Origin of the sequence: Pedobacter sp. ISL-64 (genome assembly GCF_018613605.1) — a bacterium.
GTDB lineage: Bacteria > Bacteroidota > Bacteroidia > Sphingobacteriales > Sphingobacteriaceae > Pedobacter.
Window position 1 is genome coordinate 112791 of sequence record NZ_JAGGPU010000006.1, and the last position, 13800, is coordinate 126590.

Genomic DNA, 13800 nt, shown 5'->3' on the forward strand with positions numbered 1-13800 from the left:
CTAGAAAGGGTAGAATGCTTCGTCGTGCCTCCTCGCAATGACGATCGCAACAACCTCGAAATGACGTTTCTAATTACATCTATCATCTTAACCCTCCTCATTTTTAGTTTCAGTAATTACCGGAGCCGTATAACCTTTCAGTTTCGGCCAGATGCCATTTTTGATTTTCTTTAATTTTAGCTTCGAAGGATCAACCACAACGTGTTTAATTTTCTCTCTTCTCCATGTATAAATGAAATGTAACATGCCATCAGCAGTTTGAATCACCGCAGGATAAGAATACTGGCTGATGGGCGAATCTTCCAGAATCAATGCGGCCGACCATTTTTTTCCGTCTTTTGAAACGGAAACATTTAATGGAGTACGTGGCCCTTTGGCTAAATCGCCCGGAGGCAAAACATGGTTGTAAACCAATACGTGGCGGCCATCTTTCATGGTTACGGCATCTGTACCGGAATTGTTATTGGGTAATGATGTTTTGGTTAATGCCGACCAGGTTTCGCCGTTATCTTCAGACCAGGATTCTACAATGGCTCGATTTGCTGTTCTGGCCAATAGCTGCAATTTTCCATTTCCATGCTGTAAAATGCTCGGTTGAATGGCTTTGATTTCATTTTCAGACAATGGTCCTACGGTTCTCCAGGTTTTACCATTATCCTTGGTTACCTCGAAGTGGATTTTCCAACCGTCGCCTTCTTTACTCGATGGTGCAAAGAGATTCCCGTTGCTTAATAAAACGGGTTTGTTTTTTACAGGGCCGATATAACCATCAGGCAATTTTGTAGCACCCGACCAGGTTTTACCGCCATCTTTTGAGGTTCTCATCATGCCCCACCATTCTGATGGTTTTGGCCCGATTTTATAAAACAACAGTAAATCTCCACCAGGAACCTGATATAAAACAGGATTCCAAGTGGGTAATCTTTTACCATCAGGTTGGATGCCATTTGCAACCGAAAACGGCGCTAACCATTTGCCATCTACAAAGCGACTAATGTAGATTTCTACATCAGGATTCCGTTCTTTTGTTCCTCCAAAAAACGAGGCCACTAAACCTGTTGGCGTTTCTGCTATTGTTGCGGAGTGGCATGATGGAAATGGTGCTTTATCGTAGATAAATTCTTGCTTTACGATTCCATTTTGCCATTTTTCTACCTGGGCATTGGCACAAATGGCGACAGTAAAAATTAGATTGATGGTGATGTATATTTTTCTTTTTAACATAATATTTAGGTTAATCATCCTGCTATTTCCGCCACGTCATTCCCAGCTTGACTGGGAATCTTAATAGACTCGCTATGCGTTTCTTTTGCTTTAAGATTAGCTTCGCTGAGCACTACGTGGTTCCCGCCTGCGCGGGAATGACGATGCGGCTAAGGAAGCTATTTATTGTTTTGTCTTAGCTTTTTCTTCTTTAATCTTTTTGGTATAAGCACTGTAAAGTGCTCTCCAGCTGCGACCATTGTTATTCAGCATCTGCTCTGATTTCGTTTTATAAATTTCGAAAATGGCTGAAATCTGCTTCATGTTTTTATAATCTACCGCCTGCTCTCTTGCTTGTTTCAAAAAAGCCAAAATTTTGGCTTCCTCATCGGCGGTTAAATCAAGAACAATTGCTTTGTAACCTTTCATCGTGAAATCAACCTTTCCGATGGTGTATTTGTCTAAAATGGTTTCTATTTGCTCTGGTGTTAAATTCTTTTTCAATCCATCCATAAGCAATTGATGAACCGTTGATGGCATAGCAGAATCAGCAATGATCTGTTTATCTAAATCACTTAGTTTATTGCCGGTAACAGGGTTTATTCCGTCAGGAACAGTTGATGATGGGTGGTCGTTATGCCAATCTCTAATGGTTGTTAAATGAACCGCAATTACATTTTCGACAGCAGATTTTTTTGTTCCGTCGGTTAAATTTAGTGCAGAAGTCCATTCTTTTGCCTTTGCCAGGATTTCTTCTGGCACAACAATATCTTTGGTTTGGCTGAATGCATTTACTGAGGTGATCAGTAAGGTGAGTAGCATAAATGGTTTAAAAAACTTTCTCATAATTGTGTTTTAATTATTGCTTCGGTTCGTGAAGACACAAACCGAGGCTTATATACAGTAATCCTTTCTCGCCATGGTTCGTGTCACCACGAACCATTATTTTATTTCCGCTCCACCACAAAAGCATAATCGCCAGAACCAAGTTCATAAACAGCGCTATTATGCTCCATTTTTACAAATTTTAAATCCTTTATTGACTTATTTTTTTCTGAAACTTCATTTTTATTATTTGCAGGAATATAAACCAACGCCGTTGTATTTGCTGGGATGGTAATGTTCCAGTTAAACTGGTTAGCCGTTTTGCTATAACTGCTTTTGATTAACCCATAAACCGAATTGTAAGTTGCATTTACCGAGTTTAAACCATTGATCATTTCAGGTTTCATGGTGATTTTTTTAAAAGCAGCCTCCTCTGATTTTATACCAGCCAGGTTTTCGTAATACCAGATCAGCAGATCGCCTAGCATCATCACGTGGTTCTGTGAATTCATTTTCGGATCAGCCGTATTGCCATTCCATAATTCCCAAATGGTGGTTGCACCATTATCGACCATATAGCCCCAGCTAGGATAAGATTTTTGCGTAGCCACAGTATAAGCTAAATCTGGTCGCCCATAGTCGTTTAAACAGCGCATTAGCCACTGAATACCGACTAAACCATTACTTAAATGGCCTTTATTTGTCACTTCAACAGTATAAGTGACATTCTTAAAAACCTGGTCTATTTTATTTTGTGGAACCATTCCGAAATAAAGTGGAATGATGTTATCAGTTAGCGCATTCGTAGCATAATAACCTTTATCGTTATAATATTTCTGATTAAAAGCATCTTTGATTTTATTCCCCAAAAGTTCATATGCTTTTACATCTTCATCGTTGCCGCTTACTTTAGCGAATTGTATCATCAACTGTGTAAAATGATAATAATATGCCGTTGAGATTAATTCAGAAGGATATTTCTTGTCTGCACTCTTACCCCGGCCAAATTCGATGGTAATGGGTGGCATACACCAATCGCCGTAACTATCTTTAGTTAAAATATAATCTTTCATGTAGCGGTCTTGCATGTAAGCTAACCACTTTTTCATTGCCGGATAATTATCGCGAACAACAGAAACATCGCCGATTTGTTTGTAAAGCATTTCGGTCACCAAAAGCATTGCTCCTGGCCAGGTCATGTTATCGCTGTAATACCTCCAGAAAGCAGGTGCAACATCAGGAATGGCGCCATCCTCTTTCTGCGAATTTCTGATGTCCTGCAGCCATTTGGTATAAAAGCGTCCGTTATCAAAAAGAAAACTTTCTCCGTAAGCCACAGCGCCCCTATCGCCAAGCCAAGGCATCCGCTCGTTGCGTTGAGGGCAATCAACCGGAATCCCCTTATAACTTCCGGCGATGCCCCACCAGGCATTTTTGAAGATCTGATTAGTTAAAGCATCTGAAGTTTCGAAAGTTCCAACCGTTTTAATGTTATCATAAATCATTTTGCCAAGAAAATCATTCACTGATGGTTGGTAAGTATATCCTGAAAGCTCTACGTATCTAAATCCGCGGTAAGCAAAAGTAGGCTCCCAGGTTTCTAATTCTCCTCCTTTTAAAGTGTATAAATCGGTACATTTCGCATTGCGAAGATTAGCCGTAAAAAGTTCGCCATTATTTTGAAGTGACTCTGCAAAACGCATTTTGATTTGTTTGCCCTTTACGCCTTTTACCTTGATCTGCAACCAACCCGCCATGTTTTGACCCATATCCAAAATATACCGGTCACCAGAAAGTTTAGTAATTGAAACGGGTTTAACTACATTCATCACTTTCATGTTTTCATTCATCTGGGCTTCAATGGTTCCTGTTGGTTCTTGTACAAATTCTGCTTTTACCCACTTGCTATCGTCAAAACTTACCTTATTCCAGCCTGTTGCTTCTTTGGTTGCATCGTATTCTTCGCCATCATATTCGTTATTGGTTCTGATTGGCCCATCTGCTGTGCCTTTCCAGCTATCGTCGGTATCAATATTTGCTGTTGTTCCATCGGTGTAAACAATGTTGATGTTCATCAGCATTTTCGGAAAACCAAACGTTTTAATTTTATAAGGTTTTTCATTTTGGCGCATCGCGAAGAAACGGCCATTTCCGAGTATCGTGCCAACTGCATTTTTACCATTCTGAAGGTAACTGGTTACATCATAAGTGTTATATTTTACGTTTTTGGTGTAATCTGTAGGTGATGGAGATAAAACATCATTTCCAACTTTTTTGCCGTTGATATAGAGTTCGTACAAACCTAAACCTATGATAGATGCGGTGGCTGATCTTACAGTTTTCGTGCTCTGAAATTCTTTTCTGAAATATCTGGCTGATAAACGCGAATCGGTTTTGATATTGTCCCATGCGAATGCCCTTTCGAAACCTATCCAGCCTTTTGGCCAATCTTTATAGTACAGCAAACCCATCGAAAAATAGTTGTTAGCAGACCATTCGCTTTGTCCAACATTAGTCCACACTTTAACTTTCCAATAGGCTTTCATCCGGCTTTTAAGCACTTTTCCATTGTAAGCTATATGAATAGATTCTGGTGAGTTAATTTTTCCTGAATCCCATAAATCGCCCTCATTAGCATTTAATTTCTCAGGCGAAGAAGACACCAAAATCTGGTAAGCCGTTTGCATTACATTTCTTTCATTTGAGATGATATGCCATGCCAACTGGGGTTTCGAAACATCAATACCCAAAGGATTCTCGAGCATTTCGCAGGTGGTATTTTGCAACGAGACTTGCGCTACCCCTCTTGAAAAGGATAGGAACCAAATGCTGATGATCGCTATGTAGATTTTAATGTTCATTTATACTTCGTGGTTGATTACACAGATTAATTGATTTCACTGATTTTCTACTTCTATAATTACTCTTTCTTTTTTTTTTGCGAAAAACTTAGTGTTCTTTACGGTTAAACCTATCTACCTGAAAAATCAAAATACAAGGTCATATTTAGTGCTCTACTTGGAGCTTTATCAAAATCGTAATAAATATTCTTCATTCCCATTGGTCCGGTTGTTTCTGGTTTTTGTGTTTTTGTGCCAATTGCCGAAATTGCGTTCATAAATGAAATATCACCATTCGGAAATGTCGGACTCATGTTATCATATTCTGTATCTTTTGATTTTTTCGGTGTAAACAACCTTAAAAACACATCTTCCCTATCCGTAACTACCTTAAACGATTGTTGTTTGCCAATAAACTCACACCAATACATGTTTGAATAATAACCTTTAAATTCAGGGTATTGCCAAGGCGCCTCTCCTGTTGCCGAATTGTTATAATCCTTTTTCCAGATGCCAAATTGGGTGCCTTTCATTCTGTTTTTCGAAACGCGGTATGGTCCGTTTCCCTTATATTCAACTGCTTTAATTTCTGATTCAGGATAAGAGAAGTTCAGTCCTACGAAAGTGGTAAAGTAATCTGATGGGAAATATTTCACTTCCATTTTTAACCAGCCTGAAGGATAAATCGTCCATTGTAAAGTATTCCAACTTTCTTTTTTATCAAATTTTGATGAAATCACTAAATTTTCTCCATCCATTTTTTGTGTGAAGTTTTTGAAATTATTCACGCCTTCCTGCAAGATTGGTCCGTTTGAAAATGGAATCAGGCCTTTGGAATTGGTAACCTTCTCCAACATTCCGTTATGCTGATTTATTGTAAATGTCAAATCATTTACAGAAATCCAAAATGTTTCAGCTGTATCCCAGCATTTCACTTTTGAAGTACCCGTTTTACCCACAATTTTCGCCGCATCATCCTTTGGTAAGGCAATCGGGAAACTCCAGGTAAACAATTCCTTGCCATCTGGTGCATCCGCAGTTAAGTATAACACATCAAAGCTTCTCCAATCTGCTGGAAGATTAACTTTTAATTTTCCTTTTTCGAAAGGTTTGATATTTGGAGCGTCTGCTTTACCCGATTTGAATGCTGCATCAGTTACCGCTTTTAATCTCTTCAATTTCCAGTTGAAAGTACATTGATTGAGATTGGTAAATGCATAACGGTTTTCTAATGTAAACGAACCATCAAAACCAGCTGTCATTTCTCTTTTCTCTACAAAAACAGGGCTCCAGACTTCTTTAATGGTAAAAAAACTACCTTCTTTTTCGTGATAAGGTCCAACAATTCCGTCAGGACCATGATTTCCATCGGTATCTAATTCGCCGTTTTTATCGGTACGCACCACAGCCTGATCGGCAAAATCCCAAAGGAAACCACCAGCCGAAAGCGGATTGTTCCACATGGCATTCCAGTAATCTTCAATGCCCGCACCGTGACCGCCATCCCACATGCCATGCAGAAATTCAGTAGGCATTAAAATGTTATGACCATGATCGTAATTGCCGATTCCGTAGTTAAATTCGCGGTAATGGGTGGTTTCGAAACCTCCAAAAACTTCCCAGGGGTGGATTAAAGGGCGTTTTTGTATATCTTCTTCAGCAAAACGATGATCAAGTTCGCGGTTATGTCCGCCTTCATTGCCATTTGCCCAAAAGATGATTGACGGATGATTTTCATCATTCAGCATCATTTCTTTCATCAATTTTGTTCCCGTAGGTGTATCATAAGTACCATGCCAGCCTGCCAATTCATCCATTACGAATAAGCCGAGCGAATCACAAACGTCTAAGAAGTGTCCATCTGGTGGATAATGCGACATCCGAACGGCATTCATGTTCATTTCTTTCATTAACAGCACATCAGCAATACTGATTTTTTTACTCGTTGTTCTGCCTGAGGATGGGTAAAAAGAGTGACGGTTTACACCTTTAAATTTCATTTTCACCCCATTTACATATACACCATCACGTTCTTTTACTTCTACCGTTCTGAAACCTAGCTTTTTAGAAAGCTGATGGATTTCTTTGCCATTTTTAACTAAAGTGAATGTTGCAGTGTAAAGATTTGGAAACTCTGACGACCACAATTCCGGATTAGAAAACTGATGGCTAAGCGTTATACTTTGTGTTCCTTTCTTTATTGAAGTGGTAAATCGATCTCCAAAACGTTTACCATCTTTCGTAAAAACTTCTACTTCAACTTTATCGGCATCGCCTGTGTAAGCAAGTTTTGCATCGAAATTTCCGTTGGCTTTGGTATCTATCTGAATTCTATCGATATGTGTTAAAGGCAAAGATTCAAGGTAAACTGGTCTGAAAATGCCGCCAAAAATCCAGAAATCTGCTTTACGTTCGGCTTCATTAACCGATTGATTAGCTGAATGTTTGGATACCTTCACCTCAAGTAAATTATCGCTACCCAGTTTTACCAATTTAGAAATATCGTATCTAAACACATAAAACGAACCCTGATGTGTTTCTCCGGCAGATTTACCATTGATTTTAACCTCGGTATCTGTCATCGATCCCTCGAAAACAATATTGATTTTTCGGTTTTTCCAATCTGCAGGAACCTTAAATGTATACTTATAAAGCCCTTGTTCTTTCCCTTTATTTTCTTCTTTGTTGAAACCGTAGTTATATTTTCCAAAACCTTGCAACTCCCAATTTGATGGCACGGGGATGCTGGTCCATTTGCCCGAATTTGCACCAGCTGTGCAGAAGAAATCCCAGTTAACAGTGTTATCGTTCCCTGTTCCTGATAGGTATAATTTTTCTGTTTGCTGTGCTTTTAGGGAGCAAAACATGGTTGTTAAACACAAGAAAAGTATAAATCTGCGTTTCATTAATTGGTTTTGAAAGTTTTAGTTAATGGATTATCGGTTCTAAAAGGCAATGCTGGCAAACCGTAATTATAAAAATTCCCTGTTGGATTTTCCGTCCAGTTATAACGCACGGCAACTGGTTCGGTAATTTCTTTTGAAGAAACGATCAACCCTCCATTACTCACTACCGCATCAGCGTTTACAAATTTTCCATCTTTTCCAGCAATTGTAAAGCCTCTAAGGGCAGTTGTTCCGATTGAGTGTAAGTATTCAAAATCCAACAATGCTTTACCAAAGCCGAAAGTTGCTGATCTATAAATTGGACCTGAGAAATCCAGGTGCTGGTAATAGGCTTGGGCTAATGCGCACACTGCCAATCTCTTACCCACTACCCATTTATAGGTTGGATGCAGATCTTCGTTCGAATCGGTTAAATCGCTCGTAGAAACCATTCCAGTGTTTTGCAAGCGCAACAACAGTGTTTGTGCTTCCCAAAATTCGGGTTCTGTATTTTCATCAACAGGCACTTTGCCTTTGGTTTTTGAATAGTTGAAGGGCGCAATTTGAACATAATAAAACGGCAGATCCTTTTCTTTCCAGGCTTTTCTCCAACTATTGATCAATACTTTCATTTTATAGGCGTAGCTGATTTTCTCGTTCAGAAAGCAATTGGTTTCGCCTTGATACCAAAGAAAGCCGCGGATTTTAAATTGTGTTAAAGGTTCGATCATGGTCGGATAAAATTTGCCAGGATCATTATTTACTTTTTGGTTTTTGAAGTAATCTTCCTGCGCAAATGCATTTTCTGAAATCCACGGTTCAATGGCGCTGCCTGGAATGGCCGAAGAGATCATGCCTACGGGAATACCTAATTTTTCCTGAATTTCTTTCGCAAAGAAATAACCAACAGCAGAAAAAGCACGTAAAGCGGAATCTTGTGCTACAGACCAGCTTTTGTGGATCGAATCGGGTTTGTTTAATGTTTTACGGTTAACCAGGAAAATCCTGATCTGATTATTGTGTGCTTTGGCTACTTCATCGGATGGAAAACCAAAGTACTCATTTTTGGGTTTGGGGATTTTAGCCAGTTTGCGCATCGCATATTCCATATTGGATTGACCTGAACACACCCAAACTTCGCCAACCAGAATATTGGTTAATATAATTTTATTTGAGCCAGTGATAGACATTGTTTGCGGCTTTACTGATGTTTTGAGTGGAGCTAAAACAAGAAGCCAATTCCCATTTTTATCAGTTATTGTCTGTTTTTTTTGTCCAGCAAAAGTGACTTTAACTTTCTCATCCGGAGATGCAAAACCCCAGATATTGATGGGTTTATCCCGTTGTAAAACCATATTGCTCGATAAGATCTGAGGCAAGAGGATTTTTGCATTGGTGGATAGGGAGAAAAGAGAAAGTAGAATTATTAGTGTCGTCATTCCCGCGCAGGCGGGGATCTTAAAGCCTATAGGATTCCCAATCGAATTGGGAACGACGCATAGGAAAGATTGCTTCGTCGTACCTCCTCGCAATGACGCCTTCTCTTCCGTCATTTCGAGCGAAGTGCAACGAAGCCGAGAAATCTTTTCCGTTAGGTTCAAAGATTCCTCCACTACGGTCGGAATGACGATATGTTTAGAAAAAAATCTCATCAAAATCCCTCCGTTTTTAAGTATTTAATCGAATAAACAGCTTCCCTTTTCTCTGATTCCCCTGCATTTTTCAAATCATAGGTTTGATCGGCAGGTGTATCTATATCAGGAAAACGACGAACATCACCGGTGCGGAAAACAATTCTGGAAACATCGGCAACTGGCTGAAAAGCCAAACTTGTTAATGCATCTTTTCCATTAACAGTGATGGCGTAAAATCGGGTAAACGCATCTAATTTTAGTTTGATATCATAACTTTTCCCTGCCTCATATTTCATGAAGTTTTTATACCGTGCACCGGCTTTTGCGCTTAAAGTTCCTGCAGTATCAAAAATCAGGCGTACAGTTGCCATTCCTTTTGCATCCTGCAATTCGATTTCCAACAAACCAAAATCATTTTGCCTTGGCGTAACCGAAAACGAAGCAATAATTTTTCTGGATGCAGGAAACAGTCTTTCGGCTTTTGCATAGTCGAACGGATCTTTATCTTTTAAAACCAAAGTACCGTTATCGACTTTAACAGGCGCCCAAAGCGGACTGTATATGTTCCACATTTCGAGTCCTTTATCAGCCGGCATTTTGCCAAAATCATCATTTACATGTTGTGTGGTTTTATCATTAACGGGTACTGGAACCGAAGAAACCCAGATGTCTTCTTTATTCATGCTGTAGGTTACCCATAACTTCCCATCCGCGGGTTTTCCATTCCCTTCTTCAATACCACGAACATACTGCGGACCGTAAGATTTGTAATTACCTCCGTAACGCATTGGCGTAATTTCACCATGCACCAATAAAAGGTTGGTATAATCTAAGCCGTTTTTACTGGTCGAAATGGCTAACGGCCACCTATACTCTGAAGGATTATAAACCGTTGCATAATTACCATCAGCAGTTTTTTGACCCCATATTTTGGCATTACTGTTTACAAAACCCGGTGCGCGCGAAGCGTTTTCAGGCCAGCTTTTACCGTTATCATTGCTGATTGCCGTTAAGGCATTTTTCCATAAACCAACTACTCTTCCATCAGGCAAGTGATAATAACTAAATGCTTTATACTGTTTTTGTAAAGTAATCAAAGGATCTTTTCTATCTGCCTCTTCATTCCATTGTTGTGTCATTAATTTATTAGCCAATAATTCATTACACGCTTCAATAAAAGTTTTACTTTTACTTCTGGTATACAATGGGTATTTGGTGTTTTTCTCCGAATAACCTGGATTGTAATGGATGAAATAAATTGGTCCGTATTTTCCATCTGCCTGAATTTCTCTTACAGCCCTGCCAATTCCATGGCCATCGTTCGGGTCATCTTTTGCATCAAAACTGATGGCGTAAAAACCCAAAACAAGGAACAGGTTTTTAGTAGAAACATAAAAGCCCATGCGTTGATGCATCACGGCATCTAAATCCTTTGCTACATCAGTTCTACCCTCTTTTGTGGTTCCATCAGGAATTCTGTAAATCGGAAAAACAACGTCCGGCTTAGTCCAGGTGTAGCCGTCTTTTGAGGACTGTAATAATGTTTGTCCTGGCGGGATACTTTCTCCAACTTTATCGCTCAAATATTCGATGTAAAATTTGTTGTTCCAATAAGCCAACATCGGCGCATGGTTGTAGGTCCAGCCAAAGTTTTCGGCCAGTTCTGGATGTTCTCTGTTTGCCCTAAAAGTTTGGATACTGTGTACGCCCATCACCGGCGAAAGCTGGCCATGATGATAATCTGCGTTTACCAAGGTTTTGCCTGTATAACGCACTGTATCCTGCGCCTGCGAGGTTTTTATTGCAAGTGCCAATGGTAAGCTTAAACAAAGTATTTTTAATATTATCATGTTATGCTATACATTTCGTCATTGCGAGGCACGAAGCAATCTTACAACTATGGGGTTTACTTCTTCCGCATTAGGATTGCTTCGTGCCTCGCAATGACGAGTTATCTATTTATTTCCTCAATCTCTCGATCACTTTCCTTTTCACTTTTATAATTGTTCCGTGTTTATGTCCTTCGGGGATTGAAACCTCCGCAGTTACATCTTTAAAAGACTTAAAATCGGCTGTTTTATAAGCTGAATAAATCTTTTGTCCGTAGGCATCAAAATAAATCAGCCAATCCTTTCCGACTTTAACAACCGTTGGTCCTTCCGTTAATTTCGGACTAAAAGTTTCAGAAACATCTTCATAAGGACCTAAAGCATCCTTTGCAAAAGCAACTTTTAAATTCCTATTTGGGCGGGTATTATCTTTTAAAACCAGCACATAATCTTTAGTTGCCCGTTTCACAATAACCGCATCGATTACACTAAAACCAGGATCGAGAAACAGTTTTGGTTTTGAGAAAGTCTCAAAATCTTTGGTTGTAATACTATACATCCGGTGGTTATTTTCTTCTTCCTCTATTCCTTTAGCAAAGCGGAACGGTATGGTTGAAGCCCAGATGATTATATATTCATTTTTCTCGTTATCGTAAAAGATTTCCGGTGCCCAAACATTTACCGTTTTTGGCTCACTTTCCATTACCGGAAGAAACTTTTGCACACTCCAGTTGATCAGGTCTCTAGAACTTGCGTAACCGAAGCCTTTATCGCCTTTCCAACTACAGGTCCAAACCAAATGAAAGGTTCCATCCTGGCCTTGAACGATTGATGGATCGCGTAAAACTTTCTGTGTTCCAACTTCGGGTTTCAAGAAGGTTTTATTTAAATCTGTCCAATGGTAAGCATCATAACTGTATAAAAGCCTCAAGCCTTCGTTGGCTGGCTCGTGGAAGGAGGTAAATATATAAGCATGTTTTGTGCAGGATGTTAAGCCACAAAGCAGCAGGCCAATTATAGCTAAGCGAAATGATGATATGGAATTGGGTTTAAACACCGTTTTTTTATTGTTATTTTCTTTTTCGTTTGGTCGTCATTTCGACCGAAGTGGAGAAATCTGTTAAAGTTGTTATAAAAGATCTCTCGATTCCGCTGCGCTTCACTCGAGATGACGACTTATCTACTATATTTCTTCCAACACCAATACCCAATCGTTGCCATTTGCAGGCTCACCTGGTGGGTTAAACTCTTTTATTCCTTTATTTTCAAATTCTCCAATTGGGGTGATTTTCCCTGTTCTTGGATCAAACCATGATGCTTTTACTTCATCACCATCTATTTTGCCTAGTTGCACGCTGAAATTGCGCCCGGTATAAGTGTAAAGCAGTGCAAATTCTTCACCTCTTGTGGCAAGAATCCGATCGTACTTTTCGCCGTTTTTACCTGCTACCAAAGTCTGATCAGGCACACGGTCGAAATAAGGATGAGATAACATCAAATCTTTCAAATACTGCATTTGTCTAGCGCCTGGTGCATTTATAGCCGTTATCCACTGGTCTTTAGGGCCATAAGCAGGCTTTAAATCTGTTTTTTTATACATCTGCATCACCGAATTATGGCCATAGGTATAGCCAAAGGCACCTGCAAAAACCGACCAGTAACCATATCTTCTTATATCACTATCTGTCCAACGTGGTTGGAGGGTGTCGTGTAAACCTTGTGGAATATCCTCATAAGAAGGCTCTCCATCAATTGTCGGCTTAGTTGGTTTCAGTTTATAATCGGCTTCAATGTATTTCCAGTTATCTTCTCCATAATGTAATTTCTCATTTTTAGAGGTATCCTGATCATATCGGCGGTGGCCAGATTGTACCATATCAAAATCGCACCATTTTGCATTTTGAAACCATTGTGATGAAGCTGTTCTTCCCCTAGGGTGAAAAGTAATAAGGTGATTGGGGTCATTTGCCCTTAAAGTTTCTCCAATGGTATTCCAAACTTCTTTTTTATCGCTGCCTTTAATATCGCCACCATTGAGCCAGATTATATTCCATTTCTCTTTGTAACGTTTCGCCAAAAACTCGGAATAAGCTTTTGCTTGCTCCTTGTTAACTTTTCCAGCTTTAACATTTGTACCCCAAACAGGCACTAATACCATATAGAGACCTTTTTCGGCGGCTTTATCGATAATGTAATCAACATGATCCCAATAATCATAGGCCAAAGAATCTTTTGGATTATTGCCCGGTGTAAGCATCGGCTTTGATACATCTGCATGTACAACTGAGGAATCTAGGTATACATTTCTCGATGGAACATCATGTAATAACATCACCTGGATGACATTAAAACCTTTCTGTTTGCGGTCTTCGAGGTAAGTATTTGCTTCTTCTCTTGTTAACCTGCCAAACAGTAACCAACCAGTGTCGCCAAGCCAGAAGAATGGTTTACCATCACCAGTGGTTAAATATCTTCCATTCTCTGAAACCAAGAGACTTTTATCACCAAAATGCGTTTTTTTCTTACAGCCAAAAGCTAAGCAAGAAACCACAACAAGCAGAAATATTTTAGATTTAATGTTCAT

At 39.4% G+C, this 13800-nt stretch carries 8 protein-coding genes; all 8 read right to left on the reverse strand.

All coding sequences use genetic code 11. From position 1 onward, the window contains the following. Positions 1-87: 87 nt before the first annotated feature. Positions 88-1224: a sialidase family protein gene (locus tag J7E57_RS08535; protein ID WP_215127036.1), complete on the reverse strand. Its 1137-nt coding sequence runs from the start codon at positions 1222-1224 to the stop codon at positions 88-90. Between the two features lie 162 nt (positions 1225-1386). Continuing rightward, a complete protein-coding gene (locus tag J7E57_RS08540; protein WP_251029858.1) occupies positions 1387-2049 on the reverse strand; it encodes a DUF3826 domain-containing protein in 663 nt (220 codons plus the stop codon). 101 nt (positions 2050-2150) lie between these two features. Then, entirely contained in the window at positions 2151-4889 is a 2739-nt protein-coding gene (locus tag J7E57_RS08545) for an alpha-L-rhamnosidase (protein ID WP_251029859.1), read from the reverse strand. Positions 4890-4999: 110 nt separating this feature from the next. Beyond that, a complete protein-coding gene (locus tag J7E57_RS08550; protein WP_215127038.1) occupies positions 5000-7774 on the reverse strand; it encodes a glycoside hydrolase family 2 protein in 2775 nt (924 codons plus the stop codon). Next, entirely contained in the window at positions 7774-9192 is a 1419-nt protein-coding gene (locus J7E57_RS08555) for a sialate O-acetylesterase (protein WP_251029860.1), read from the reverse strand. Before J7E57_RS08555 ends, J7E57_RS08550 begins: the two co-directional genes overlap by 1 nt. Before the next feature lie 212 nt (positions 9193-9404). Further along, entirely contained in the window at positions 9405-11237 is a 1833-nt protein-coding gene (locus J7E57_RS08560; protein WP_215127040.1) for an exo-alpha-sialidase, read from the reverse strand. A 109-nt stretch (positions 11238-11346) separates the two neighbouring features. After that, a complete protein-coding gene (locus J7E57_RS08565) occupies positions 11347-12273 on the reverse strand; it encodes a glycoside hydrolase family 43 protein (protein WP_317196535.1) in 927 nt (308 codons plus the stop codon). A 126-nt stretch (positions 12274-12399) separates the two neighbouring features. Continuing rightward, positions 12400-13800 (reverse strand): glycoside hydrolase family 140 protein, encoded by a 1401-nt coding sequence (locus J7E57_RS08570; protein WP_215127042.1) that lies wholly within the window; start codon positions 13798-13800, stop codon positions 12400-12402.

Bases quoted from the DNA above. Each gene is read 5' to 3' on its own strand.
- J7E57_RS08535 (WP_215127036.1), bottom strand. From the start codon at position 1,224: ATGTTAAAAAGAAAAATATACATCACCATCAATCTAATTTTTACTGTC.
- J7E57_RS08540 (WP_251029858.1), bottom strand. From the start codon at position 2,049: ATGAGAAAGTTTTTTAAACCATTTATGCTACTCACCTTACTGATCACC.
- J7E57_RS08545 (WP_251029859.1), bottom strand. From the start codon at position 4,889: ATGAACATTAAAATCTACATAGCGATCATCAGCATTTGGTTCCTATCC.
- J7E57_RS08550 (WP_215127038.1), bottom strand. From the start codon at position 7,774: ATGAAACGCAGATTTATACTTTTCTTGTGTTTAACAACCATGTTTTGC.
- J7E57_RS08555 (WP_251029860.1), bottom strand. From the start codon at position 9,192: ATGACGACACTAATAATTCTACTTTCTCTTTTCTCCCTATCCACCAAT.
- J7E57_RS08560 (WP_215127040.1), bottom strand. From the start codon at position 11,237: ATGATAATATTAAAAATACTTTGTTTAAGCTTACCATTGGCACTTGCA.
- J7E57_RS08570 (WP_215127042.1), bottom strand. From the start codon at position 13,800: ATGAACATTAAATCTAAAATATTTCTGCTTGTTGTGGTTTCTTGCTTA.